This is a genomic window from Micromonospora sp. WMMD812, from assembly GCF_027497215.1.
Classification (GTDB): Bacteria; Actinomycetota; Actinomycetes; order Mycobacteriales; family Micromonosporaceae; genus Micromonospora.
Genome location: NZ_CP114904.1, coordinates 3,144,753 through 3,168,597, shown reverse-complemented (window position 1 = coordinate 3,168,597; position 23,845 = coordinate 3,144,753). Strand labels below are relative to the sequence as shown.

Below are 23,845 nucleotides of genomic sequence, written 5' to 3'. Positions count from 1 at the left end.
CCTGAGCGCTGGGAACGGGCACTAGCGTCTCAGGTTCCCTATGTGGTCCTCAGTACCGGGACCAACCGCAGCACGACATGAATAAAAATTAGAACTATGATCGCATAGAGAATTCGCCGGCAGTTGCGCACCCTCGGCTCAGGGCCCGCCGGTCCGCTGTGGTGGTACACGGGTAGGACCGGCGTGACGAGGGACGGGAGGCGGTTCGTGGGCAGCGCAGGCGTGCCGGTGGTCGTCGGGTTGGACAACGGCGGCACCAGCAACAACGCGACGGTTCTCACCCTGGACGGGCGGTTCCTGGTCGACGGGCTGGTGGAGATACCGAGTGAGGTGCAGGACGGGCCGGACGCGGCGATCGAGGCGCTCGCCCGTGCGCTCGACGGCATCCTGGCCCGCACCGGCGTGCCGCGCGAGCTGGTTCGGGCGGTCGGGTTGGACACGCCGGGGCCGGCCAGCGCCACCGGCGTGATCTCCTCGCGCGGCTCGACGAACTTTTCCCAGCCGGCCTGGCGCGGCTTCGACGTGCGGGGTGCGCTCGAACGCCGGCTCGGCCTGCCGGTGCTCTATCACAACGACGGCAACGCGGCGGCGCTCTACGCCCACCACGTCCACTTCGGAGCCGACGCGATGGTCCGCTCGTCGGTCTCCGCGATCGTCGGCACCGGGCTGGGCGGCGGCGTGGTCGAGGCGGGCCGGGTGGTCGCCGGAGCGGCCGGGATGGCGGGCGAGCTGGGCCACGTGCACATCCCGCTGCACGGGTTGCTCGCGCCGGAGCAGCCCGTGCCGACCTGTGCCTGCGGCTTCGCCGGGGACACGGAGAGCATCGCGTCGCTGACCGCTATCGAGCGAAACCTGTTGCCGTACTGGCTGACCCGGTACGCCGGTCACCCGCTCGCCGCCGAGCCGCCGGCCCGGGCCGCCAAGCTGGTCCGTGCCTACGGCGAGCGGGGCGACGAGCTGGCCCGGGCGATCTTCACCCAGCAGGCGATGGCGCTCGGCCGGCTCTTCACCATCGCCGCCAACTTCACCGACCCGCACGCGTACTTCGTCGGAGGTGGGGTGGTGGAGGCGGCGCCGGAGTTCCGCGACTGGTTCCTGGCCACCGTCCGCGAGCACACCGTGCTCCGGGAGGAACAGGCCGCCGTGGCCGCGTTCGCGCTGGTGCCGGACCGGGACATGGCCGGCGCGCGGGGGGTGGCCATCGCGGCGCTGGAGGCGCTGCGGAGCGGCCCGGCGCCTCGACCCGTGGTCGCCTGAGGCCGACGCGAACCGGCTCGGCCGGCCGCCGCCCACCGGCGGCCGGCCGAGCGCCCAGGGCCGGCCGCCGCCCACCGACGGCCGGCCCCGGGCGGGGTCAGCGGCGCGGCGGCGCCTGGGCGAACGCGGCCCAGGCGGCCGGCGCGAAGAGCAGCGCCGGGCCGGCCGGGTCCTTGGAGTCGCGGACGGCGACCAGCTGGGGGATCACCGCCACCTCCACGCAGGCACCCTCGTCGCCGCTGCGGCTGCTCTTGCGCCAGCCCGCCGCGGCCAGCGCCGCGCTGATCGTCGGTGTCATCGGTCCTACCGTCCCTTCAGGAGTTGGAGGAGCTGGTCGCGGCTGTCGGCCGGGCTCAGCGCGACCGTCCGCAGGTGTTCCATGATCTTGGTGCAGGTGCGGAGGTCGCCGGGGCGGTCGAGGATCATCTGACCGGCCACCGTCTCCACCGAGGCGATGATCGGGTCCTCCGGGTCGGCGAACTCCAGGATGTGCAGGGACCCCCGGGTGCCGCGGTGGTAGCCGGCGGCCAGCGGGATCACCTGGACGGTGATGTTCGGCAACTCGGCCATCTTCACCAGGTGCCGCAGTTGGCCCTCCATGACCGACCGGTCGCCCACCGGCCGCAGGAGCGCGCCCTCGTCGATGATGGCGTCGAGGATGGGCGGCTCCTTGGCGGTGAGCCGCTGTTGACGGTCCAGCCGGAACTTGACCCGCTGTTCGACCTGATCGTCGCCGAGGGTGTGCGGGCCGCCGCGCATCACGCCGCGGATGTAGTCGGCGGTCTGCAGCAGGCCCGGGACCACGGAGGGCTCGAAGTTGGCGATGCCGGTCGCCTCGGACTCGAACGCGATGAAGTCGATGGTGCGGCGGTCCAGCAGGTACGAGTAGGAGACCCACCAGCCCGGCTTGCGGGCGTCCTTGGCCAGCTCGACGGCCGCGGCGACGTCCTCCGGGGCGACCCCGTAGAGGGTGAGCAGCGCGCGCACGGTGGCCGGGCTGACCAGCGTCTGGGCGTTCTCGTAGCGGGACAGTGTGCTGCGGGTGCTGTTGATCTCGTCCGCCGCCGTCTCCAGGGTCAGGCCGGCGGCCTCCCGGTGGGTGCGCAGGGCCATGCCGAGGCGGCGGGCGCGGGCGGTCTTGGGGGCCATGCATCGATAGTTACACACATTTGGGAGTCGGTACATGAGAGAACGCCGATGAGAGTTGCATTCATGGCTGTACAGCTGTCAATCTGTTACCGCGTCCTCACCGCCGGTTGTCGTGGCGACGGTGGCGGTGAGCGACCGGAGGGGATGGGGCGCGCGGCGATCGGGTTTCTCCCCCGTACCCGGTCGCCGCGTGCCGCGCCGTCCCGGCCCGTCCGAAGGGAGTCAGCGTGCCCAGCGGTCCGCACGTCCACGCCGGCCAGCCCGGGGGCCGGCGATGACCCGCTTCCTGGTGGTGCTCACCGACGTGCGCCCCTTCGAGGGGCCCGGCCGCAACGAGCGGACCAGCCCGGAGCGGCGCCGCCAGGTGGTCGGCGCAAGCAGCCGCGAGGCGGCCGACCGGATCGCCGGCGCGTTCATGGCGCTGGGCATGGTGCGGGCCGGCCGCCAGCGGGTGAAGGTGATCGCCGTGGGCCGGCGGCACGCCCGCGACTGACGGCGCCGGGGCGCAGACCGGGGCCGAACGTCCGCCGTGAGCCGGGCGCGGTCGCCGTCGGACCGGTCCGCCAGGCGGTCAGAGCAGCTTGCGCTTCTTGAGGTAGGCGACCAGGTCGTCGTAGACGCCGCCCTCGTTGGCGAACATCGCCACGTTGCGGGCCGTGGACATCCAGGGCCGGGTCGACGGCCGGACCTCCTTCAGCGCCCGGTCGAAGTCCCGCTGCTCGATCATCCGTACCTCGCCGCTGCGGACCGAGTCGGCCATCGCGTACTCGGCGGCGGTCTCGCAGAGGTGGGCCAGGTCCGCGCCGGACAGGTCCTCGGTGGCCGCGACCACCTTGTGCAGGTCGATGCCGGCGATCGGCCGCTCCCGCAGGTGGTACTCGAGGATGGCCCGGCGGGCCTCCGCGTCCGGCGGCAGGACCAGGACCACCCGGTCGAGGCGGCCCGGGCGGCGCAGCGCCGGGTCGACGTCCCACGGCGTGTTGGTCGCGGCGAGCACGAAGACGCCCTCGTTGCTGCCCTCCATGCCGTCCAGTTCGGCCAGCAGCTGGTTGCCCAGCGTCCGCATCGAGCTGGAACTGACCTGGGAGCGCTTGTGACCGAGCGCGTCGACCTCGTCGAGGAACAGCACGCACGGCGCGTTCCGGCGGGCCGCCTGGAACAGCTCGTGCAGATTCCGCTCCGAGTTGCCCATCCACATGTCCAGCACATCCACGATGGACAGCGAGATGAACTTGGCGCCCATCTCCCCGGCCACGGCGCGGGCGAGGAACGTCTTGCCGCAGCCGGGCGGCCCGTAGAGCATCAGGCCGCCGCGCAGGCTCTTGCCGTACATCTTGCGCAGCTGCGGGTTGCGCAGCGGGCCGAGGAAGGCCAGCTCCAACCGCTCCTTCACCGCCGACATGCCGCCCACATCGGCCAGCCGGATCGTGGCGGTCTCGACGTCATACACCCGGTCGTGGTCGCCGGCCACGGGTTCCGGCTCGTCGCCGGCCCGGGCGAAGCGCGGCGGCACGACGTCGGCCAGCTCCTGCTCGTAGGCCGCCAGCGGATCGTCACCCGCGGCACCGGCGGGGGCCGGACGCTGCGCCGGCGCGGCGGGCGCCGGGCCGGCCGACGCCGCGTCGGGCGTGGGCGGCGGCGGGGGTACGGCGGCGCCGAGCGCCCGCTGCATCAGCGCCTGCGCCTGCTCGTTGCCCGGGTCCCGGGCGAGCGCCTGGCCGACCTGGGCGATCGCCTCACCACCGCGACCGGCGTCCAGCAGCATCGTGGCGAGGTGCAAGCGGAGCGGCAGGTCGTCCGGGCGCGCGTCGATCGCGGCCGACAGGGACTCGATGAGGGCGTCGGAGCTCACAGCCGAGCAGCGTAGTGGGGCGAGCGGCCGGACCGCCGACCCGCTCCACCGCACCGGCGATTCGCCGCCCCGACCCGCTCCGCCACGCCGGCCGCGACTCGCCGCCCCGACCGGAGGGGCGATTACGCACCGTATATCGGCTGCTGACCGATTGCGGTATCGCGCCGCGTCTCACCGGGTATGCCCTCGGTCCGCCGCCACGCACAGTAAGGTCAACCGGGTGAGCGACGCGCCCACGTCCGCGACCGGAGAGGTGACCGGAGTGACCACCCCAGGCAAGACCCGCGTGGCGATCGTCTTCGGCGGCCGCAGCCCGGAGCACGGCATCTCCGCAGTCAGCGCGGGCAGCGTGATCGGCGCGCTCGACCCCGACGAGTACGAGGTGGTGCCGGTCGGCATCACGCGGGCCGGGCAGTGGGTGCTCACCAGCGGCGACCCGGAGCAGCTCGCCATCCAGTCCCGCCAGCTCCCGGAGATCACCGCCCAGTCCGGCGTCGACCTCGTGCTGCGCGCCGACCCGACCGGCAACGGGCTCATGGTGCTCGACCCGGCCGAGGGGCCCCAGGCCCTGGCCGACGTGGACGTGGTCTTCCCGGTGCTGCACGGCGCGTACGGCGAGGACGGCACCATCCAGGGAATGCTCGAGATGGCCGGCATCCCGTACGTCGGGGCGAACGTCTTCGCCTCCGCCGCCGCGATGGACAAGGAGTTCACCAAGAAGCTCTGCGCCGCCGAGGGCATCCCGGTCGGCCCGTACGTCGTGCTGCGCAGCGGGATGACGCTGACCGAGGCGGACAAGGACCGGCTCGGCCTGCCAGTCTTCGTCAAGCCGTCCCGGGCCGGCTCGTCGTTCGGCATCACCAAGGTGAGCGACTGGGCGCAGCTGGACGCGGCGGTCGCCACGGCCCGGCAGATCGACCCGAAGGTGCTGATCGAGGGGGCGATCGTCGGCCGTGAGATCGAGTGCGGCGTGCTGGAGGGGGAGGCCGGGGGCGCGCCCGAGGCGTCGGTGCTGGCCGAGGTGCGGGTCGTCGCCGATCACGACTGGTACGACTTCGAGGCGAAGTACCTCGACGACTCCTGCGAGTACGACATCCCCGCCGGCCTGCCCGACCGGGTGACGCGGCAGGTCCAGGAGTACGCGGTGCGCGCCTTCACCGCGCTGGACTGCGCCGGCCTGGCCCGGGTCGACTTCTTCGTCACCCCGGAGCTGGACGTCTACCTCAACGAGATCAACACCATGCCGGGCTTCACGCCGTCGTCGATGTTCCCGCGGATGTGGGCGGCCGCCGGCCTGGAGTACCCGAAGCTGGTCGACCGGCTCATCCGCACCGCCCTCAACCGCGGGGTCGGCCTGCACTGACCGCCGCGGTGGAGCCGGGGCGGGTCAGCCCCGGCAGCCGGTGGGAATGTCGCCGCCGGAGGGCACCGCGGCCACGACCGTGTCCGAGATCGGAGCGACCCGCTGCAACGGCTGCCCGTACTCGCGTGGCACCCGGACCGCCACCGCGGTCTCCCGGTCCACGGTGGTGAGCACCGTGGCGTCGGCCTGCTCGGCCGCGTACCAGCAGACCTTGTTGACCATCCACACGTCGCCGGTGGCCGGGACGGTCGGCTCGGCGCCGCCGCAGGCCAGGGTGAGCGCGGGGTCGCCGTACGCGGCGTTCTGCTCGGGACCGGCGGTGACCGGGCGCTGGTTCAGGTCGCCCACGGTCGGCGGCAGCTGGGAGAGCAGGGCACGGCAGAGAACGGCCGGTCGCTCGGCCAGGGCCGGGGCGGCCATCTCGACCGGCGCGGTGGACTGGGCCCGGGCGGTGGTCGCCGACGGGGAGGGTGCGGGCGCCGGGTCGTCCGGAGCGAGCCGGGCGAAGGTCACCCCGGCCACCAGCAGGGTGATCGGCAGCGCCACCAGCGTCGCGATCAGGGCCGCGCGCCGGTTCGTCCGGTCCCGACCCGGTCCGGTGCCGTCGCCGACCGTGGCCGGACTCTCGTCGGCCCGGTCCCGGTCGTCGACGGACGAGGTAGTGATCTTGTCCACTTACAGCCGCACCACCGAACACGTGAGGGTGCGGGTGATGCCGGGCACCATCTGCACCTTGCTGACGATGAGTTTGCCGAGCTCGTCGACCGTGTTCGCCTCAGTGAGGACGACCACGTCGTACGGCCCGGTGACGGCGTCGACGCGCACCACGCCGGCGAGGTCCGCGATGAGACCGGCCACGTCACGTGCGCGGCCGACCTCGGTCTGGATGAGGATGTACGCCTGTACCACGACTCGACCTCCCTCCGTCGCCGCCTGGGGCGGCCCGAAGGGTGAAACTACCGTACGGAGCAGGCCCGATCCCTATCGGTGGTCGGGGAGATGCCAGAACGAGCACGGCGGGGCCGGGCGGCAGGAGCGGAACGAGGTGGCGGGGTGAGCGTCGCAGGGGTCGGCGAGTTCGGGCTGATCGAGAGGGTGACGGCCCGGCTCGCGTACGGGCCGGCCACCCTGCTCGGGCCCGGCGACGACGCGGCGGTGATCGCCGCGCCGGACGCCCGGGTCACCGCGTCGACCGACGTGCTGGTCGAGGGGCGGCACTTCCGGCGGGACTGGTCCAGCGCCCGCGACGTCGGTCACCGGGCGGCGGCGGCGAACCTGGCGGACATCGTGGCCATGGGCGCCGACCCCACCGCCCTGCTGGTGGCCCTGTGCATGCCGCCGGAGCTGGAGTCGCGCTGGGCGGAGGAGTTGGCCGACGGGCTGGCGGCCGAGGCGGCGACGGTGGGCGCCAGCGTGGTGGGTGGGGACATGTCGTCCAGCCCCACGCTGACCATCGCGGTGACCGCCCTCGGCGATCTCGGTGGCCGTGCTCCCGTGGTGCGCTCCGGGGCGCGGGCGGGCGACGTGGTCGCCCTCGCCGGGCGCACCGGCTACGCGGCGGCCGGGCTGACCGTGCTCTCCCGCGGCTTCCGCACACCCCGACTGCTGGTCGAGGCGTACCGGCGGCCCGAGGTGCCGTACGAGGCCGGCCCGCAGGCCGCGCGGCTCGGCGCCACCTCGATGATCGACGTGTCGGACGGTCTGCTCGCCGACCTCGGGCACGTGGCGAAGGCCAGCGGTGTCGTGATCGACCTGCGCCGGGACGCGTTCGAGGTGCCCCGCCAGATGCGCGACGCGGCGCAGGCGCTCGGCGTGGACGCGTACTCCTGGGTCCTCGCCGGGGGCGACGATCACGCCCTGGCCGCCACCTTCCCGCCGGCGGTGGCGCTGCCGCCGCTGTGGCGGCCGATCGGCACGGTGGCGGCTGGGACGGGGGTCACCGTCGACGGCGAGCCGTACGCCGGGCCGGCCGGCTGGGATCACTTCCGGTAAGGGCCAGCCCAGGTCGTACCCTTTACCGGTGAGCGACATCGAGATCCACGCCGTGCGGTTCGACTCGCCGGTGGCCCAGCGACTGATCCGGGACGCGCTGGCCGACCTGGGTGCCCGCTACGGCGGCAGCGGCGACGAGACCCCGGTCGACGCCGCCGAGTTCGCCCCGCCGGTCGGTGCCTTCCTCATCGCCCACCTCGACGGCGAGCCGGTCGGCTGCGGCGGCTGGCGCAGTCACGGCGAGACGGGGGAGACCGCCGAGCTGAAGCGGATGTACACCGCGCCGACGGCGCGCGGTCGCGGTGTGGCACGCGCGGTGCTGGCGGCGGTCGAGCGGTCCGCGCGCGAGCACGGGCGCAAGCGGATGATCCTGGAGTGCGGCGACCGGCAGCCCGAGGCGATCGGCATGTACACCGCGTCCGGCTACGAGCGGATCCCGAACTTCGGCTTCTACAAGGACGAGCCGGGCTGCATCTCCTTCGGCCGCACCCTCTAGGTCGCGGAGCCGGCTCAGCCGGTGGTGATGCGGATCTGCTCGGCGGCCTTGGCCGCCGCCCCGGTCGCCTCGGTCGCGTCGGCCCCCCACACCAGCACGTGCCCGCTTCGGGCCAGCGAGTTGGTGACCTCGCCGACCTCGGCCCCGGGCGCGACGTCGAGCTGGACGTTCAGCACCCCGGACACGCGGCGGGCCGCCCGGACGCCGTCGATGCCGGTGACCGTGCCCGGTGTCGCCAGCAGGAACTCCACCGCCGCTCCGCCGGTCGGCCGCGCGGGCAGCACCGGCCGCTCGCCGCGCAGCGTCCGCAGGTACGCCTCGATGAAGCCGCACTCGTAGGCGATCGAGATCAACGCGGTGATCATGTCGCCGGGCAGCCGGGCGGCGCACTCGATGAGCGTCGGCACGCCGTCGGCCACGATCCACTCGCTGTGCAGCACGCCGGTGCGGAAGCCGGCCGCCCGGGCCAGCCGGTTGGCCGCGTCGAGCAGGTCCCGCTGGACGCCGCCGGGCAGCAGGGACGGGACGGTGTGCCCCGTCTCGACGGGGCGGCGCCCGGCCTGCACCCGCTTGTCGGTCACGTTGCCGAAAATGACCTCGCCGTCGGCGACCAGCAGCTCGACGCTGTGCTCCCGGCCGTCGAGGACCTGCTCGACGAGGACGGCGCTGGGCAGCCCGCGGCGGGTGGCGTCCGGCGGCTCCTCCGGAGTGGCGGTTTCCGCCCAGGCGCCGGCGACCTGTTCGGGGTCGGTGAGGATCTGCACGCCGAGGCTGCCGGAGCGGCGGGTGGGCTTCAGCACGCACCGCCCGCCGTGGCGGCGGGCGAACGCGGCGGCCACCGCCGGGTCGTCGACCAGTTCGAAGGCGGGATTGGCCAGGCCGGCTTCGGCCGCCAGCAGCCGCATCCGGTGCTTGTCGGAGAACACCTCGGCGGCGGCGCCGCCGGCTCCGGGCAGGCCGAGCGCGTCGGCCAGCCGCGCGGCCGCGCCCACCGCGTACTCCAGGCCGGGCATCACCAACCGGGCGGCGGCGAGCCCGGGCTCGCGGGCGAGCAGCGCCGCCACGTCGAGACCGGTCTGGTACTCGACCGGGACGACCCGGGAGACGAAGGGCAACTGCTCGGCGAGGAGATCGACGTCGCGGCGGTGGATCACGTCGGGTTCCTCGACGAGCACCACGCTGTCGGCGGGAAGGTCGTCGACGAACCAGCGCAGCATGCCGTGTGAGGCCCCGATGATGATCAGGTCGTCCGGGCCCAGGTCCAGCCGCACGCTCGCCCTCCCCTGGTCGCTCCGCCGGCGGGCCCGGCGCAGGGAGACCCTAACCGGGCGTAGGGCCGTAGTCGACAGGGCGTCGCGTACCCGTCAGCGAGCGGGCGGCGAACATGACAGAGCCGGCGGACCGCATGGTCCGCCGGCTGTGCCGTCGATCAGGTTGGTCTGCGCCGGATCAGGCGCGGGTGACCTTGCCGGCCTTGATGCACGAGGTGCAGACCTGCAGCTTCTTGGTCGTGCCACCACCGGCCGGGGTACGCACCGACTGGATGTTCGGGTTCCAGCGGCGGTTGGTCCGCCGGTGCGAGTGGGACACGTTGTGGCCGAAGCCCGGCCCCTTGCCACAGACGTCGCACACGCTAGCCACGGGATACTCCTGGGATTGAAACGTTCATGAGGTCGCCGGCAGGCGCTGCCCGGGCAACCTGGTCAGGTTACCCGATGCCCGGCCGGGACGCCCAACCGGGCTGTGGGCGGGTGCCGGCGGAAGCCGCCGACGAGGTGCCCCGGTCGCCCGGCCTCCCCGGTGCCGCGCCCGGACCCCCGCGAGAGTAGCGCGGGCAGCCCGGAGCCTCGGACACGCCGGACGAGCCCACCCGCGTGTCGGCGTGCGCCAGTAGGCTTCTCGCCGTGCTGGACACCCTCGACGCCGCCGCGGTACGCCGCTGGTGCGCGGGCGGGCTGGCCGCGCTCAAGCGGCACCAGACCGAGATCGACCAGCTCAACGTCTACCCGGTGCCCGACGGCGACACGGGCACCAACCTGGTGCTCACGCTGACCTCCGCGCAGCAGGCGCTCGCCATGGACCTGGACACCCTCCCCGACGGCGAGGCCACCCCGCACGGGCACGCGTTGCGGCTGATGGCCCGGGGCGCGCTGCTCGGCGCCCGGGGCAACTCCGGCGTGATCCTCTCGCAGATCCTGCGCGGCTTCGCCGACGCGGCCGCGGTCGTGCCGGCGCTGCGCGGCCGCGAGCTGGCGGCGGCGTTGCGCGACGCCACCGCGGCCGCCTACACCGCGGTCGCCCGGCCGGTCGAGGGCACGCTGCTGAGCGTGGTCGCCGCGGCCGCCACCGGCGCCGAGCGGGCCGACAGCGACGACCTGTGCGCGGTGGCCGGGGCGGCGGCCGGGGAGGCCGCGGAGGCGTTGGCGCGCACCCCGGAGCAGCTGCCCGCGCTGGCCCGGGCCGGCGTGGTGGATGCCGGCGGCCGCGGCCTGTGCCTGCTGCTCGACGCGCTGGTCGAGGTGGTCACGGGGGAGCGCCCGGCCCGGGTGGCCCCCGCCCCGCGGGCGTCCGCCTCGCCGGCCACCGCCGTCCGCGAGACCGGCTCCGACCGGTACGCCTATGAGGTGCAGTTCCTGCTCGACGCCGGGCCGGAGGCGGTCGACCGGATGCGCGACGTGCTCGCCGGGCTGGGCGACTCCCTCGTGATCGTCGGTGACGGCGCCGGGCCAGCACCGACCTGGAACGTGCACGTGCACGTCAACGACGTCGGGGCGGCGATCGAGGCGGGCGTGGTCGCCGGCCGCCCGCACCAGATCTCGGTGACCCGCTTCGCCGACCAGACGCCGCCGGTCCTCGCACCGGCCGCGCGGTCGGCGGTGGTGGTCGCCCCCGGTGCGGGCATCGCCGAGCTGTTCGGCGGTGAGGGCGCCACGGTGGTCCCGGGCAACCCGTCCACCGGCGAGCTGCTCGACGCGATCCGGGCCACGGGCGCGGCCCGGGTGGTGGTGCTCCCCAACGACCCGAACACCCAGGCCGTGGCGGGCGCCGCCGCCAAGGAGGCGCACCGGCTCGGGGTCAAGGTCAGCGTGGTGCCCACCCGGTCGCCGGTGCAGGCGCTGGCCGCCCTGGCGGTCCGCGATTCGGGTCGCCGGTTCGAGGACGACGTCATCGCGATGGCCGAGGCGGCGGGCGCCTGCCGCTACGCCGAGGTCTGCTACGCCAGCCGCGAGGCGCTGACCGTCGCCGGGCCCTGCCAGCCCGGCGACGTGCTCGCCCTGGTCGACGGGGAGGTTCACCTGATCGGCACCGACCTGACCGACACCTGCGCCGCGGTGGTCGACCGGATGCTCGGCGGCGGCGGCGAGCTGGTGACCCTGATCTCCGGCGCCGACGCCCCGGCCGGCCTCGTCGAGGCGATCAGTGCCCACGTCGGGCAGCACTGGCCGTTCGTCGAGGTGCAGGCCTATCCGGGTGGGCAACCGCGCTACCCGCTCCTGGTAGGCGTCGAATGAGCGAGCGCAGCGAGCGAATCATCAGGCTCGGTGCGGCGGTGCCTCGTGGCGGCGCGCAGCGGAGCGGAGTGCCGGCATGAGCGAGCGCAGCGAGCTGGCGACGGTGGACACGCCGTTGAAGAAGCTGGTCGGGGAGAAGACCGCCAAGGCGCTCGCCGCCCACCTCGACCTGCACACCGCCGGCGACCTGATGTACCACTTCCCGCGCCGCTACGACGAGCGTGGGGAGCACACCGACATCCGCTCGCTGGACGTCGGCGAGCAGGTCACGGTGCTGGCCCAGGTGCAGCGCACCGCGGTGCGGCCGATGCGCCAGCGCCGGGGCAACCTGCTCGAGGTGACCGTCGGCGACGGCTCCGGCGGGGTGCTCACCCTCACCTTCTTCGGCAACCAGGCCTGGCGCGAGCGGGAGCTGCGCCCCGGGCGGTGGGGACTCTTCGCCGGCAAGGTCACCGAGTTCCGGGGCAAGCGCCAGCTCAACGGCCCCGAGTACGTGCTGCTCGGCGAGGGCGGCGACGGGGAGGCGGCGGCCAACGAGGAGGTCGAGGAGTTCGCCGGCGCGCTGATCCCGGTCTACCCGGCGGCCGCGGCCGTGCCCACCTGGGTGATCGCCCGGTGTGTCCGGGTGGTGCTGGACACCGTCGCCCCGCCCGACGATCCGCTGCCGGCGACCGTGCGGGCCAGCCGCAACCTGGTCGGGCTGGGCGCCGCGCTGCGCGAGATCCATCGCCCGTCCAGCAAGGAGGAGCTCTACCGGGCTCGGCGGCGGCTCAAGTGGGACGAGGCGTTCGCGGTGCAGCTGACCCTGGTGCAGCGCAAGCACCGGGCCGCCGACTGGCCGGCCCGGCCTCGGTCCGGGCGCTCCGGTGGCCTGCTGGACGCGTTCGACGCCCGGCTGCCGTACGAGCTGACCCCCGGCCAGCGCGACGTCGGCCGGGAGATCGCCGCGGACCTGGCCACCCCGCACCCGATGCACCGGTTGCTCCAGGGCGAGGTCGGCTCGGGCAAGACGGTCGTCGCGCTGCGGGCGATGCTCCAGGTGGTCGACGCCGGCGGTCAGGCCGCGCTGCTCGCACCCACCGAGGTGCTCGCCGCCCAGCACCACCGGGGCATGCGCGACCTGCTCGGGCCGCTCGGCCGGGCCGGCGAGCTCGACGCGGCCGAGCACGCCACCCGCGTGGAGCTGGTCACCGGCTCGCTCGGCGCGGCCGCTCGGCGGCGCGCCCTCGCGGAGGTTGCCGAGGGCCGGGCGGGCATTGTGCTCGGCACCCACGCCCTGCTCTACGAGGGCGTCGACTTCGCCGACCTCGGCCTGGTGGTGGTCGACGAGCAGCACCGCTTCGGCGTCGAGCAGCGGGACGCGCTGCGCGCCAAGGCCGACCAGCCGCCGCACGTGCTGGTGATGACGGCCACCCCGATTCCGCGCACCGTGGCGATGACCGTCTACGGCGACCTGGAGATCTCCACGCTCTCCCAGCTGCCTCGGGGGCGCTCGCCGATCGGCTCGCACGTGGTGCCCGCGGCGGAGAAGCCGGCGTTCCTCGACCGGGCCTGGCGCCGGCTCCGCGAGGAGGTGGCCGCCGGGCACCAGGCGTACGTGGTCTGCCCGCGCATCGGCGAGGGGCCGCAGAGCGACGAGGAGCCGCCACCGGTCGACGACAACGGCCGTCGCCCGCCGCTGGCGGTGACCGAGGTGGCGCCGCTGCTCGCCGAGGGTCCGCTGCACGGGCTGCGGATCGGCGTGCTGCACGGCCGGTTGCCGGCCGACGAGAAGGACGCGGTGATGCGCTCGTTCGCCGCCGGCCAGCTCGACGTGCTGGTGGCCACCACGGTGGTCGAGGTAGGCGTCGACGTGCCGAACGCGACGGTGATGATCGTGCTGGACGCCGACCGGTTCGGCGTCTCCCAGCTGCATCAGCTCCGCGGCCGGGTCGGCCGGGGCGCGGCGGCGGGGCTCTGCCTGCTGGTGACCGAGGCGCCGGAGGGCAGCCCGGCCCGGGAGCGGCTCGACGCGGTCGCCTCCACGACGGACGGCTTCAAGCTCGCCGAGCTCGACCTGGAGCAGCGCCGCGAGGGTGACGTCCTCGGCGCCACCCAGTCCGGGCGCCGCTCGCACCTGCGGCTGCTCTCGCTGCTGCGCGACGCAGATCTGATCCGCGACGCCCGCGCGGAGGCGATCGCGTTGGTCGAGGAGGACCCGGAGCTGATCCGGCACCCGGCGCTGGCCGCCTCGGTGGCCGCCCTGGTCGACGAGGAGCGGGCGGAGTACCTCGAGAAGGGCTGACCGGCGCCCGCGTGCGGTCACCGTCGTCGGTGGCGGAGCGACCGGATCGATGGCGGCGGGGCGACCGGACACGCCACCGAACGGCTCGTTCAGGGGCAGCGATGGGTGCCGCCCCCGGAGACCGACGCGGGAATACGACGAGGGCGCGTCGACCGTGCGGTCGACGCGCCCTCGCGGGTCGCTACCGGATCAGGCGGTGAAGGTCACCCGACGCCGGCGGGCGATGACGAAGAGCACCGCGCCCAGGGCCAGCAGGGCCACGGCGCCCGCGGCGATGCCGCCGGCCGCCGCGCCGGTCACCGGCAGGCCCGGCTCCTCGCCGCCGGCCCCGCCGCCGCCGCACTCACCCTCGGGGGCGTAGACGGCCTCCATCTCCAGCTCCAGCTCGGGGAGGGCGACGAGCGCGCTCTCGTCCTTGCCGGCCGCGAAGGTGACCGACTCGGACTTGCCCGGCGCCACCGTGCGGGTCTCGGTCTTGCCGCCGTAGGTGAACTCGACCTTGACCGGCAGGCCACCCTCGGGGTTGGACGCGGTCAGGGTGAAGTTCTTGCAGTCGGCCTCGGTGGTCACCGTCGGCAGCGGGCAGTCCTCGGGACGCTCCCACGCGTACGTGCCGTTCTCGATCACCTGGCCGTCGACCAGCACCTCGATCTTGCCGGCGTTCTCGGCGGGCACCTTGGTGTCGTTGTTGGCCTTGCCGGGCTCGACGGTGACCTTCTTGGACCAGCCGTTCTCGCCCTTGACCTCGAACTCGACCGGGTACTTGCTGATCTTGCCGTCGTTGCTCAGCGACACGGTGACGGTGCCGTCGCAGTTGGACGCGAAGGTCGACGCCGGGGTGGTGCAGCTCTTGTCGCCGCCGTTGTACCAGCCCTGCGGGCCGGTGGACCGGTTGCCCGGGGCGCCGGGGGCGCCGAGCTTCAGGTTGTCGTAGCGCTTGCCGCCCTCGACCAGCGGGTCGATGACCTGGTCCTTGTCACCCCAGATGAGGTCGACCTGGGTGTGGCAGTTCGGGATCTCGACGTTCAGCTCGATCTCGGTCTGGGTGCCGCCGATCCAGTCGCTGTCCGGCGTGCCGTAGACGTACTGCGGGGTGGCGAACTGCGGCCGCGGCGCGAAGTACGAGACCAGGGTGAAGTACTGCTTGCTGTCGCCGCAGAGCGGCAGGTTGCCGTCGAGCTTGACGGTCGCGGTGCCCTTCGGCCCGTCGAAGGTGTGGCTGTACTTCGCCTTGCTGGCGTCCACACACTTCGGTGCCGGGGTGCACGGCTTGTCGGCCGGGAGGGTGATGCTGCCCTCGTTCGTGGCCTCCATGCCGTTCTTCTTCCACTTGGCGTGCACCGTGAGCTTGGCGCTCGCGGTGTCGCCGGGAACCCGCTGGACGGCCTGCAGGCTGCCGCCCTTGATGATGACCGCGCCCTCGAGCGTCTTGGTCTCGTCGGTCTTCAGCTTCACCGGGGTGTTCGGCTCGGCGGTCACCTTCTTCAGCGTCGCGGCCTTGTCGCGCTCGCTGTTCTCCACGGTCCAGGTGATCACGCGCTCACCGCTGAGCTGGTCGCAGTCGACCACGGCGGTGATGGTGGTGTGGTGGGCGCTGGCTGGGGCGGCCACCGCGACGGCCCCGGTGAGGCCGAGCAGGACGGCCCCCAGGACGGCCAGCGGTCGCCGCAGCGACAGCTTGGGACGGATCACGCGTACTCCCGGGGTGAAAGATGCGTCAGGGATGTGGGGCGGAAGATGCGGCCGGACCGTCGCTGACGAGCGCCGCGCGTCCGATTCGAGCACCTCTCCGCTGGCTGGGTCAGTGTTGCGTCACCGACACCCGGCAGACCCTAGCGAGATCGACGTCCCTATTACAGCCCTCAGCATCCGCTAAGACTGATGTTATGAATGTGAGATCATTGATATACGTTGCGTGATCCACTCATCGCTCCAGCGGTACCGGCGGTGTCGGCCGCCGGTGTCCCGCCGTCGCGTAGCGTCGTGGGCATGAGCGGGAGGAGAGGGTGACCCGGATCGTGGGTGGGGCGCTCGGCGGTCGGCGCATCGCCGCGCCACCCGGCGCCGGCACCCGCCCCACGTCGGATCGGGTGCGGGAGGCGTTGTTCAGCGCGATCCAGGCCGAGGTCGACCTCGACGGGGCCCGCGTCGCCGACCTCTACGCCGGGTCGGGCGCGGTCGGGCTGGAGGCGCTCTCCCGGGGCGCCGCGCACGTGCTGCTGGTCGAGTCCGACCCGCGGGCGGCCCGGGTCATCCGGGAGAACATCGCCACGCTGGGCGCCGCATCCAGCGCCCGGCTGGTCACCGGCAAGGTCGCCACGGCGCTGGCCGGCGGCCCGGACGGGGAGCCGTACGACGTGGTCTTCGCCGACCCGCCGTACGCGGTGCCGGACGCGGAGATCAGCGCCGTGCTGGCCGCGCTCGTGGACCGGGGGTGGCTGGGCCCCGACGCGCTCGTCGTGGTGGAGCGGTCCAGTCGGGGCACTCCACTCGCCTGGGTGCCGGGCATCACCGGCGGGCGCAGCCGTCGCTACGGCGAGACCACCCTTTGGTACGGTCGCCGATCATGAGACGTGCGGTGTGTCCCGGTTCGTTCGACCCGGTCACCAACGGACACCTCGACATCATCGGCCGAGCCAGCCGACTGTTCGACGAGGTGATCGTCGGGGTGCTGGTGAACCAGTCGAAGAGCGGCCTGTTCACGGTCGAGGAGCGGATCGACATGCTCCGCGAGGTGACCACCTCGTACGACAACGTGCGGGTGGAGTCCTTCCGCGGGCTGCTGGTCGACTTCTGCCGCGCGCAGCACGCGAGCGTGCTGATCAAGGGCCTGCGAGCGGTCAGCGACTTCGACTACGAGCTCCAGATGGCGCAGATGAACATCGGCCTGGCCGGCGTCGAGACGCTCTTCATGCCGACCAACCCGCTCTACTCGTTCCTCTCCTCGAGCCTCGTCAAGGACGTGGCCAAGTGGGGTGGCGACATCTCCGCGCACGTGCCGGACCGGGTCCGCACCGAGCTCCAGGCCCGACTCTCGCCGCCGTCGCGCCCCTGACCGTACCCATCCCGACGTCCCGCGATCTCGCCGCTCCGGCCCGCGATCCGCCCCGCGACGGGCGATCTGCCGGCGCGGTCCGGGCAAGATCAGCGCGGCGCGACGCGCCGGGGGCATGGCGTGTGGGTGCGCGGTGGGGTGCGCGGGATGATGAGTGGAGCGGGAACCCGGCCGTAGCCCGCATCATGTAGGTCGGCCGACGAACGACAGGGGTGAGGTACCGGTGGACCCGCTCGATCGCATCGACGAACTGATCGCCATGGTGGAGACGGCGCGGTCCGTCCCGATGTCGCGGAACAACTGCATGGTCGACCGGGGCGAGATGATCGCGGCCCTGGACGAGATGCGCGCCGAGCTCCCCGCCGACCTGCGCCGCGCGGCGGCCCTGCTGGAGGAGCGCGACAAGATCATGGAGGCCGGCAAGCGGGAGGCCGACCGGATCATCAGCGAGGGTGAGGCGGAACACGCGCGGCTGGTCTCCGTGAACGAGATCACGGTCTCCGCCGAGCACGAGGGCGCGCGGATCATCGCCGAGGCCCGGGCCGAGGCGCAGCGGCTGCGCGAGGAGGTCGACGACTACGTCGACACCGCGCTCGCCAACTTCGAGCAGTTCCTCACCCGGGCGCTCGCCTCGATCGAGCGCGGCCGGGACAAGATGCACGCGCTCCGGGAGATCGGCACCTTCGCTGGGGATGAGGCGGAACGCCCGCTACCCTTCTGACCGGCACCTCAGCAGCCGACATTCGGGGCGGGCGTCGCCCCCGATTCGACGGTCCGGCGGTCGTCCAGGTAACCTTTTTTGTCGGCCTCTCACCGGCCGGAGTCTGACTATGCCCAAACACTCGCCTTCACTACTCGACCCCAGGTCGCCGCTGGTCCTCGACACGAGGGACCTGCCGCGTCGGCCTGGTGCGTTGCGTACGGTCAAGCGGGTCGTGCCGGCACCGGCGGACCTCGGCGTGGAGTTGATCGGCGTGCCGGAGGGCGCGGACCTCGACCTCGACCTGAGGCTGGAGTCGGTGTCCGAGGGCGTGCTCGTCTCCGGGACCATCAGCGGTCCCGTCCGGGGCGAGTGCGGCCGTTGCCTGCGCGAGATCAACGACTCGGTGGCCGTGCGGGTCCAGGAGCTGTACGCGTACGAGAACAGCACCACGGACACCACGACCGACGAGGACGAGGTGGGCCGGATGCAGGGCGATCTGATCGACCTGGAACCGGCGCTGCGGGACGCGGTGGTGCTCACACTGCCGACCAACCCGCTCTGCCGGGAGGACTGCCCAGGCCTGTGCCCCGACTGCGGGGTGCACTGGGACGATCTGCCGGCCGATCACAGCCACCAGCAGATCGACCCGCGATGGGCTGGCCTGTCGCAACTGACCCGTAAAGAGGAGTAAGAACCGTGGCCGTCCCCAAGCGCAAGATGTCGCGCAGCAACACCCGGTCCCGCCGGGCGAACTGGAAGGCGACCGCGGTCGCGACTGTCGCGTGCCCGCAGTGCAAGTCCCCGAAGCTGCCGCACGCCGCCTGCTCCGTCTGCGGGACCTACAACGGCCGCCAGGTCCTCGAGGTCTGACCTGGACGCCGAGTGACGCCCCCGACCTCAGGTCGGGCTGCGCGCGCACCCTGGCACTCGCCCGGTGTCCCGGCTCCCTCCGACGTCGGCCGGTTTGCTCCGGCCGGCGTACCGGTGGAGCCGGGCACCGCGCGGATCGCCGTTGACCTCCTCGGCGGGGACGATGCTCCCGCCGTCGTGGTTGACGGCGCTCTGCGGGCCGTGCGCGCCGACCCCGACCTTCACCTGCTGCTCGTCGGCCCCGCCGAGGTCGCCGACGGGCTGATCGCCGCCCTCGAACCGGCCCAGCGGGCCCGGATCACCGTGCGGCCGGTGCGCGACGCGGTCGGCATGGCCGACCATCCGAGCGCGGCGCGGGCCGAGAGCACCGTGCGGGCCGCCGTCACCGCCGTCCGGGACGGCACCGCCGACGCCCTGGTGTCCGCCGGCTCGACCGGCGCCACCGTCACCGCCGCCGCGCTCGGGCTCGGCCGCTGGCCGGCCGTCCGCCGCCCGGCCCTGGTCGCCACCCTCCCGGCACTCGACGGTCCCGTCGTCCTGCTCGACGTCGGTGGCTCCCTGGAACCCCGTCCGGCCACCCTCGCCCGTCACGCCGTGCTCGGCGCCGCCTACGCCGCTGTGGCGCACGCGGTGACCGCGCCCCGGGTCGGGCTGCTCTCCGTCGGCGTCGAGGCGGGCAAGGGCGACCGGGTCCGCCGGGCCGCCGATCCGGTGCTCGCCGCCGAACCGCTGCCCTGCGACGCCCGCTACGTCGGCCTCGTCGAGGGGTACGACGTGTCCGTCGGCGCGCGCGCCGACGTGGTGGTCACCGACGGTTTCACCGGTAACGTGCTGCTCAAGGCGATCGAGGGCGCGTACGCGATGGCCGGCGGTCCCCCCGCCAGCGGCGGCGCACCCCGTGCCGCGGCCCTGCTCGGCGTCGCCGGGACGGTGGTCGTCTGCCACGGCTCGGCCACCGCCGACGACGTCGCCTCCGGCATCGCCCTCGCCGCCCACCTGTGGCGGCGCCGCGCCACCGACGCCGTCGCCGCGCTGCTCGCCGGCGACGCTCCGGCCGGCCACGACCGCACCGACCGCACCACCGATGAGGTAGCCACACCATGAGCAACGACAAGCGGCGGCGGACGTCCGTCGGTCACCTCGAAGCCGCGTTCGGCGTGACGCTCGACCCGGAGCTGCTGGAGCGCGCGCTGACCCACCGCTCGTACGCGTACGAGAACGGCGGCCTGCCCACCAACGAGCGGCTGGAGTTCCTCGGGGACTCCGTGCTCGGCGTGGTGATCACCACGGCGCTGTTCCACAACCACCCGGACCTGCCCGAGGGGCAGCTGGCCAAGCTGCGGGCCAGCGTGGTCAACATGCGCGCCCTGGCCGACGTGGCCCGCGGCCTCGGCCCGGACGGGCTCGGCGCCTACCTGCTGCTCGGCAAGGGCGAGGAGACCACCGGCGGCCGGGACAAGGCGAGCATCCTCGCCGACACGTTGGAGGCGCTGCTCGGGGCGATCTACCTCCAGTACGGCCTGGACACCGCCGCCATCGTCATCCACCGGCTCTTCGACCCGCTGATGGCGGAGTCGGCGGGCCGGGGCGCCGCGCTGGACTGGAAGACCAGCCTTCAGGAGTTGACCGCGGCGCTCGGGCTGGGTGTGCCCGAGTACCGGATCGAGGGCACCGGCCCCGACCACCTGAAGACCTTCACCGCCTGGGTGGTGGTCGCCGGCAACCGCTACGGCGGCGCCGAGGGGCGGAGCAAGAAGGAGGCCGAGCAGCGGGCCGCCGAGGCGGCCTGGCGAACCCTCACCGAGCAGGCCGAACGGGCCGACGAGGGGGACGGCGGCGCGAGCGCGGCCCGCCCCGGCGCCGCCAGCGGCAACGGCAACGGCGCCGGCCCCGCCGGCGCGGGATCGAGCGATGCCGGCGTCCCGGACGGCGCTCCGGGTGACGCCGGTGACCCCGACGCGGAAGCGGCGGGGGATGCGGGGCCGGCGCGTGCCTGAGCTGCCCGAGGTCGAGACCGTCCGGCAGGGCCTGGCCCAGTGGGTGATCGGGCGGCGGATCGACTCCGTCGAGGTGCGCCACCCGAGGGCCGTCCGCCGGCACACGCCCGGCGGCGAGCACTTCGCCGACGTGCTCGCCGGCCGGACGGTGCTCGACGTACGCCGCCGCGGCAAGTACCTCTGGCTGCCGCTGGACAGCGGTGACGCCGTGGTCGGACACCTCGGCATGTCCGGCCAGCTCCTGCTGCAACCGGCCGACGCGCCCGACGAGACGCACCTGCGGATCCGGTTCCGCTTCGCGGACGACGGCCCGGAGCTGCGCTTCGTCGACCAGCGCACGTTCGGCGGGCTCGCGGTCAGCGAGGGCGGGGCCGAGCTGCCGGCGGAGATCGCGCACATCGCTCGGGACCCGATGGACCCCCAGTTCTCCGACGCCGGGTTCGTGACCGCGCTGCGTCGCCGGCGTACCGAGGTGAAGCGGGCGCTGCTGGACCAGACCCTGATCTCCGGGGTGGGCAACATCTACGCCGACGAGGCGCTCTGGCGGGCGGGCTTGCACGGGGCGCGGCCCACCGACGCGCTGACCGGTCCGGCCGCGCAGCGGCTGCTCGGGCACGTCCGTGACGTGCTGGGCGAGGCGATCAAGGAGGGCGGCACCAGCTTCGACGCCCTCTACGTCAACGTCAACGGCGAGAGCGGCTACTTCGACCGGTCGCTGAACGTGTACGGCCGGGAGGACGAGCCCTGCCGACGCTGCGGCACGCCGATCCGCCGCGAGCCGTTCATGAACCGGTCGTCGTACAGCTGCCCGCGCTGCCAGCCCCGGCCCCGGAGTGCCCGGAGGGGATGACCCTGAGCCGGCTCGGGGACGCGCGCGGCGCGTCGCCCCGGGCCGTTCCGGGACGCGCCCCCGGGAACCGCGCCCTTCGGCGGGTCCCACCCCGCTTTGCCCATGCCGGCCGGCCGTTCGACCCTCCGGGGTGGATACCGGGGACGGGCCGGGGCCGCACCCGGATGTCCCCGCCTCGTCACGCCCCTAGCGTCAGCACCGTTGGCAGAGGGCTGACGTGACAGGGGGACCAGCAAATGGGGGCGAGACCGGTGACGGTCCGGTTGGCGCGCTGGAGCGCCGAACATCCGTGGCGTGCCATCGCGCTGTGGGTGGTGTTCGTGGCGGTCGGCTTCGTGGGGGGCAACGCCGCCGGCCTCAACGAGGCCAGCGACTCCGACCAGGCGATCGGTGAGTCGGGCCGGGCCGGGGTGATCGTGGAGGCGGGTGACTTCCACGAGCCGGCGGTGGAGAACATCCTGATCACGCCGCGGGCCGGTGCTCTGGATCAGGCGGCGGCGAAGGCGGCGGCCGACGACGCGGCGGCCCGGATGCGGTCGGTGACCGGCGTGGCCGAGGTGGGGCAGCCGGTGCCGGCGCGGGACGGCTTGGCCCTGCTGCTGCCGATCACGATGTCCGGCGACCCGGAGACCGCCTCGGACCGGCTGCAGCCGCTGCGGGACGCGACGGCCGGCGTGCAGGACGCCCACCCGCAGCTGCGGGTCGAGCAGGTCGGCGGGCCGTCGATCAACAAGGCGCTGGACGACACCCTCGGCAAGGACTTCCAGCGGGCCGAGCTGCTCAGCCTGCCGGTGACCCTGGCCATCCTGATCATCGCGTTCGGCGCGCTGATCGCGGCGGGCGTGCCGGTGCTGCTGGCGCTCTCCTCGGTGGCCGCCGCGATGGGACTCTCCACTCTGGCCTCGCACCTGGTACCGGCGACCGACGTCACGGCCAGCGTCATCCTGTTGATCGGCATGGCGGTGGGCGTGGACTACTCGCTCTTCTATGTGCGCCGGGAACGCGAGGAGCGGGCCAAGGGACGCTCCGGCCTGGACGCCGTGGAGATCGCCGCGGAGACCTCCGGCCACGCCGTCGTGGTCTCCGGCTTCGCCGTGATCATCTCGATGGCCGGCCTGCTGCTCGCCGGCGACGCGGTCTTCTCCTCCCTCGCGGTGGGCTCGATCCTGGTGGTCGCGGTCGCGGTGGTCGGCTCGCTGACCGTGCTGCCGGCGCTGCTGGCGAAGCTCGGCCGCTGGGTCGACCGGCCCCGGGTGCCACTGCTGTGGCGGTTGACCGCGCCGCGTACCGGGCGGCACGGGGAGGCGGCGCCGCGGTTCTGGCCGGCCGTGCTCCGGCCCGCGCTGCGGGCGCCGGTGGCGACGCTGGTGATCTCGGTCGGGCTGCTGCTCGCCCTCGCGGCGCCGGCGCTCGGCATGAAGCTGAAGTTCCCCGGCATGGAGGACCTGCCCCGCAGCACGCCGGCGATGCAGGCGTACGACCGGCTGACCGCCGCCTTCCCCAGCAACGGCACCAGCCACACCGTGGCGGTGCGGGCGCCGGCGGCCGAGGCCGACCGGGTGCGGGCCGCGCTGACCGATCTGGCCGGCCGTGCCGGCGGCGACCCGCTCTTCGCGCCGGTCGAGGCGGACGGCCCGAAGATCCAGGTCTCGGACGACCGGCGGGTGTCGGTGCTGGAGGTGGCGACCCCGTACGCGAGCCGTGAGGACAAGGCGGTCGACTCGCTGCACCGGCTCCGCGACGACCTGGCCCCGGCCGAGCTACGCGGGATCCCCGGCATCGAGTACGCGGTCGGCGGCGGCGTCGCCGCCAGCGAGGACTACGCGGCTCACGTCCGGGACAAGCTCCCGCTGGTGATGGGCTTCGTGCTGGTGCTCACGTTCCTGGTGATGACGCTGACCTTCCGGTCGGTGGTGGTGGCGATCAGCTCGATCGTGCTGAACCTGCTCTCGGCGGGCGCCGCGTACGGGCTGCTGGTGCTGGTCTTCCAGGGCGGCTGGGCGGACGACCTGCTCGGCTTCACCTCGATGGGCGCGATCGTCTCCTGGCTGCCGCTGTTCCTGTTCGTGGTGCTCTTCGGCCTCTCGATGGACTACCACGTCTTCGTGGTCAGCCGGATCCGCGAGGGAATCCGCGCCGGGATGTCCAACCGGGACGCGGTGGCATACGGCATCACCTCGTCGGCCGGCGTGGTGACCAGCGCGGCGATCGTGATGGTCGGCGTCTTCGCGATCTTCGGGACGCTCAGCACGATCGACATGAAGCAGCTCGGCATCGGCCTCGCGGCGGCGATCCTGCTGGACGCCACGATCATCCGCGCGGTGGTGCTGCCGGCTCTGATGACCATGCTCGGCGAGGCGAACTGGTGGGCCCCGCGCTTCCTGCGCGGCCGGTCCTCGCCCACGCCGACCGACCCGCCGGCGCCCACGCCGGAGTTGGTCGGCGTCCGCTGACCCACTCGGCGG

At 73.7% G+C, this 23,845-nt stretch carries 23 protein-coding genes and 1 pseudogene; 16 read left to right on the top strand and 8 right to left on the bottom strand.

Annotated elements, in window-relative coordinates:
• Positions 1-207 precede the first annotated feature (207 nt).
• Positions 208-1,257: an ROK family protein gene (locus O7603_RS14470; RefSeq protein ID WP_281576224.1), complete on the top strand. Its 1,050-nt coding sequence runs from the start codon at positions 208-210 to the stop codon at positions 1,255-1,257.
• A 97-nt stretch (positions 1,258-1,354) separates the two neighbouring features.
• Here O7603_RS14470 and O7603_RS14465 read toward each other — a convergent pair whose 3' ends face one another.
• Positions 1,355-1,555 carry a DUF397 domain-containing protein gene (locus O7603_RS14465; RefSeq protein ID WP_281576223.1) on the bottom strand — a complete coding sequence of 67 codons (201 nt, stop codon included), beginning with the start codon at positions 1,553-1,555 and terminating at the stop codon, positions 1,355-1,357.
• Positions 1,556-1,560: 5 nt separating this feature from the next.
• A complete protein-coding gene (locus O7603_RS14460; RefSeq protein WP_281576222.1) occupies positions 1,561-2,406 on the bottom strand; it encodes a helix-turn-helix transcriptional regulator in 846 nt (281 codons plus the stop codon).
• Between the two features lie 274 nt (positions 2,407-2,680).
• On the opposite strand from O7603_RS14460, the gene O7603_RS14455 reads away from it, so the two are divergent.
• Positions 2,681-2,899, top strand: coding sequence for a hypothetical protein (locus O7603_RS14455; RefSeq protein ID WP_281576221.1), 219 nt, complete (start codon positions 2,681-2,683; stop codon positions 2,897-2,899).
• A 78-nt stretch (positions 2,900-2,977) separates the two neighbouring features.
• Here the strand turns inward: O7603_RS14455 and O7603_RS14450 are convergent, their stop codons facing one another.
• Complete coding sequence (locus tag O7603_RS14450) at positions 2,978-4,258, bottom strand: AAA family ATPase (RefSeq protein WP_281576220.1); 1,281 nt, start codon at positions 4,256-4,258, stop codon at positions 2,978-2,980.
• 262 nt (positions 4,259-4,520) lie between these two features.
• Between O7603_RS14450 and O7603_RS14445 the strand changes: the two genes are divergently transcribed.
• Complete coding sequence (locus tag O7603_RS14445; protein ID WP_281576700.1) at positions 4,521-5,621, top strand: D-alanine--D-alanine ligase family protein; 1,101 nt, start codon at positions 4,521-4,523, stop codon at positions 5,619-5,621.
• A 24-nt stretch (positions 5,622-5,645) separates the two neighbouring features.
• On the opposite strand, the gene O7603_RS14440 is transcribed toward O7603_RS14445, so the two are convergent.
• Both O7603_RS14440 and O7603_RS14435 read right to left on the bottom strand, forming a co-directional pair.
• Positions 5,646-6,296 carry a DUF3515 family protein gene (locus O7603_RS14440; RefSeq protein WP_281576219.1) on the bottom strand — a complete coding sequence of 217 codons (651 nt, stop codon included), beginning with the start codon at positions 6,294-6,296 and terminating at the stop codon, positions 5,646-5,648.
• On the bottom strand, positions 6,297-6,530 hold the full coding sequence (locus O7603_RS14435) for an Lrp/AsnC ligand binding domain-containing protein (protein ID WP_013284547.1): 234 nt from the start codon (positions 6,528-6,530) through the stop codon (positions 6,297-6,299).
• 90 nt (positions 6,531-6,620) lie between these two features.
• Here O7603_RS14435 and O7603_RS14430 point away from each other — a divergent pair, with 90 nt between their 5' ends.
• The gene (locus O7603_RS14430) at positions 6,621-7,613 is read left to right on the top strand and encodes a thiamine-phosphate kinase (protein WP_281576218.1); all 993 of its coding nucleotides are present in this window, start codon (positions 6,621-6,623) and stop codon (positions 7,611-7,613) included.
• Positions 7,614-7,641: 28 nt separating this feature from the next.
• Entirely contained in the window at positions 7,642-8,109 is a 468-nt protein-coding gene (locus O7603_RS14425) for a GNAT family N-acetyltransferase (RefSeq protein ID WP_281576217.1), read from the top strand.
• A 14-nt stretch (positions 8,110-8,123) separates the two neighbouring features.
• On the opposite strand, the gene O7603_RS14420 is transcribed toward O7603_RS14425, so the two are convergent.
• The gene (locus O7603_RS14420; protein ID WP_281576216.1) at positions 8,124-9,380 is read right to left on the bottom strand and encodes an ATP-grasp domain-containing protein; all 1,257 of its coding nucleotides are present in this window, start codon (positions 9,378-9,380) and stop codon (positions 8,124-8,126) included.
• A gap of 178 nt (positions 9,381-9,558) precedes the next feature.
• Positions 9,559-9,750, bottom strand: a complete 192-nt coding sequence (gene rpmB, locus O7603_RS14415) for a 50S ribosomal protein L28 (RefSeq protein WP_013284551.1) — start codon at positions 9,748-9,750, stop codon at positions 9,559-9,561.
• Positions 9,751-10,013: 263 nt separating this feature from the next.
• Here rpmB and O7603_RS14410 point away from each other — a divergent pair, with 263 nt between their 5' ends.
• Both O7603_RS14410 and recG read left to right on the top strand, forming a co-directional pair.
• A complete protein-coding gene (locus O7603_RS14410) occupies positions 10,014-11,621 on the top strand; it encodes a DAK2 domain-containing protein (protein WP_281576215.1) in 1,608 nt (535 codons plus the stop codon).
• 64 nt (positions 11,622-11,685) lie between these two features.
• A pseudogene (gene recG, locus O7603_RS14405) lies at positions 11,686-13,905 on the top strand (ATP-dependent DNA helicase RecG); the annotation flags it as partial.
• A gap of 189 nt (positions 13,906-14,094) precedes the next feature.
• On the opposite strand, the gene O7603_RS14400 reads toward recG, so the two are convergent.
• A complete protein-coding gene (locus O7603_RS14400; protein ID WP_281576214.1) occupies positions 14,095-15,597 on the bottom strand; it encodes a cell wall anchor protein in 1,503 nt (500 codons plus the stop codon).
• Positions 15,598-15,911: 314 nt separating this feature from the next.
• Here O7603_RS14400 and rsmD point away from each other — a divergent pair, with 314 nt between their 5' ends.
• From rsmD to O7603_RS14355, 9 genes are all read left to right on the top strand, one after another.
• Positions 15,912-16,475, top strand: coding sequence for a 16S rRNA (guanine(966)-N(2))-methyltransferase RsmD (rsmD, locus tag O7603_RS14395; protein WP_281576213.1), 564 nt, complete (start codon positions 15,912-15,914; stop codon positions 16,473-16,475).
• Complete coding sequence (coaD, locus tag O7603_RS14390) at positions 16,472-16,960, top strand: pantetheine-phosphate adenylyltransferase (RefSeq protein ID WP_281576212.1); 489 nt, start codon at positions 16,472-16,474, stop codon at positions 16,958-16,960. The genes rsmD and coaD overlap by 4 nt, the downstream gene beginning before the upstream one ends.
• Positions 16,961-17,183: 223 nt before the next feature.
• Positions 17,184-17,681, top strand: coding sequence for a hypothetical protein (locus O7603_RS14385; RefSeq protein WP_281576211.1), 498 nt, complete (start codon positions 17,184-17,186; stop codon positions 17,679-17,681).
• 109 nt (positions 17,682-17,790) lie between these two features.
• Positions 17,791-18,354 carry a YceD family protein gene (locus tag O7603_RS14380; protein WP_281576210.1) on the top strand — a complete coding sequence of 188 codons (564 nt, stop codon included), beginning with the start codon at positions 17,791-17,793 and terminating at the stop codon, positions 18,352-18,354.
• Positions 18,355-18,359: 5 nt separating this feature from the next.
• Positions 18,360-18,533, top strand: a complete 174-nt coding sequence (gene rpmF / locus O7603_RS14375) for a 50S ribosomal protein L32 (protein ID WP_091591091.1) — start codon at positions 18,360-18,362, stop codon at positions 18,531-18,533.
• Between the two features lie 114 nt (positions 18,534-18,647).
• Complete coding sequence (locus O7603_RS14370) at positions 18,648-19,637, top strand: phosphate acyltransferase PlsX (protein WP_281576209.1); 990 nt, start codon at positions 18,648-18,650, stop codon at positions 19,635-19,637.
• A complete protein-coding gene (rnc, locus tag O7603_RS14365) occupies positions 19,634-20,530 on the top strand; it encodes a ribonuclease III (protein WP_281576208.1) in 897 nt (298 codons plus the stop codon). Before O7603_RS14370 ends, rnc begins: the two co-directional genes overlap by 4 nt.
• Positions 20,523-21,380, top strand: coding sequence for a bifunctional DNA-formamidopyrimidine glycosylase/DNA-(apurinic or apyrimidinic site) lyase (gene mutM / locus O7603_RS14360; RefSeq protein ID WP_281576207.1), 858 nt, complete (start codon positions 20,523-20,525; stop codon positions 21,378-21,380). Before rnc ends, mutM begins: the two co-directional genes overlap by 8 nt.
• Before the next feature lie 236 nt (positions 21,381-21,616).
• Positions 21,617-23,833, top strand: coding sequence for an MMPL family transporter (locus tag O7603_RS14355; RefSeq protein ID WP_281576206.1), 2,217 nt, complete (start codon positions 21,617-21,619; stop codon positions 23,831-23,833).
• Positions 23,834-23,845: the final 12 nt, after the last annotated feature.